General features: G+C 20.9%; 1 protein-coding gene. It reads left to right on the top strand.

Annotation, left to right across the window (positions count from 1 at the left end; genetic code table 11):
- Positions 1-785 precede the first annotated feature (785 nt).
- Positions 786-1,112 carry a hypothetical protein gene (locus RI01_RS02240; protein WP_152411629.1) on the top strand — a complete coding sequence of 109 codons (327 nt, stop codon included), beginning with the start codon at positions 786-788 and terminating at the stop codon, positions 1,110-1,112.
- The last annotated feature ends 153 nt before the right edge of the window (positions 1,113-1,265 follow it).

The raw sequence follows: 1,265 nt of genomic DNA, 5'->3' as shown, positions 1-1,265 counted from the left end.
ATTTCGGATATTTTTTTTGTAATTTATCTAAATGATATTTATTAATCACAACTGTTGGTATTGATTGTTTATTAGTTTGGGTTGGTTATTTAATAAATGATTTAGGGGAATAATTTAATTATAATTTTAGAAATAATCCAACGAGGTTAATTTAAAAGGTAATAAGATCCATTTGATGATTGTTTTGATAATATTAAAGATAAAAACGATAAAAACTAAAAAGGTAAGAAAGATTAAAATATAAAATATAAAGCAAAAATGAAATTAATTATTATTCCAGTACTGTTTAATAGATTGCCAAAACTAAAATAAATATCTTTAATGGCAATTATGTTGTTGAAAGTGGTTTTCAGTAATGTTATAATATAAAGTGACGCGGGCAATTAATTTATCAATCAATTGATCTGTGTTGTAATTGAATATCTGCATGTTTACTCATCCTTTCATGGATAGTTATATAAATCGTTTCTTTTGGTGAGATAAAATTTCATAATTATTTTTTTTATACTTTTGATGTTGACTTAATATAACAAAAATGACCCTACATATATGTACTACGAATGAACACATATTATAAGGTTATTAACAATTTTAACATTTATTTTGTTCAAAATTAATATTTATTGTTGATGTCGTAGTCAATACAATTATTTTTTAACTCTTTTTTCTAAAATATTAAAATTAAAAATAGGAGATTTAAAAAAATGAAGTCAATTTGTAAAAAATTTAAATTTATTAATCAAAAATTTTTATTTTGTTTAATTTTATTTTCTCTAAGTTATATTTTGACAAATTCAAAATATAATGTTTTTGCTTGTAATGTTTCTAATAGCAATAAAGAACAAAAACAAGAAATATCGGTAAAAGAAGAATACAGAAAAGAAGATTATGATATTTTTAAAACAAAAGTATTAATTCCTTCTGATGAAAAAAGAAAGTATTTTATTAAAACATCTATTATTGATTGGATTTTAAAAGATTCTACTACTTTAGAAGAAATAAAAAAAGATATATCTAAACGTTTAACAGGGGAAGAAAGTATTTTTGTTCCTCTTGATATGTCAAGAAACTCTTTAGCTCAAAATTTCTTTACTTATCCATCTAAACACTAAATTAATATAAATATAAATCACTTTATAAATCGCTTTTTTTCATTATGGAGTTGAACTGTTCCAAAAGTTTAGACACTTTTTACTTTTTAAAAATTCTTTAAGGCTAACTATTAAGTTAGTCTTTTTTTCTTTTCTAAGATTAAAAAAAATAAT

The sequence above is a fragment of the Italian clover phyllody phytoplasma str. MA1 genome (genome assembly GCF_000300695.1).
Classification (GTDB): domain Bacteria; phylum Bacillota_I; class Bacilli_A; order Acholeplasmatales; family Acholeplasmataceae; genus Phytoplasma.
This window is presented reverse-complemented; position numbering and strand designations above follow the sequence as displayed.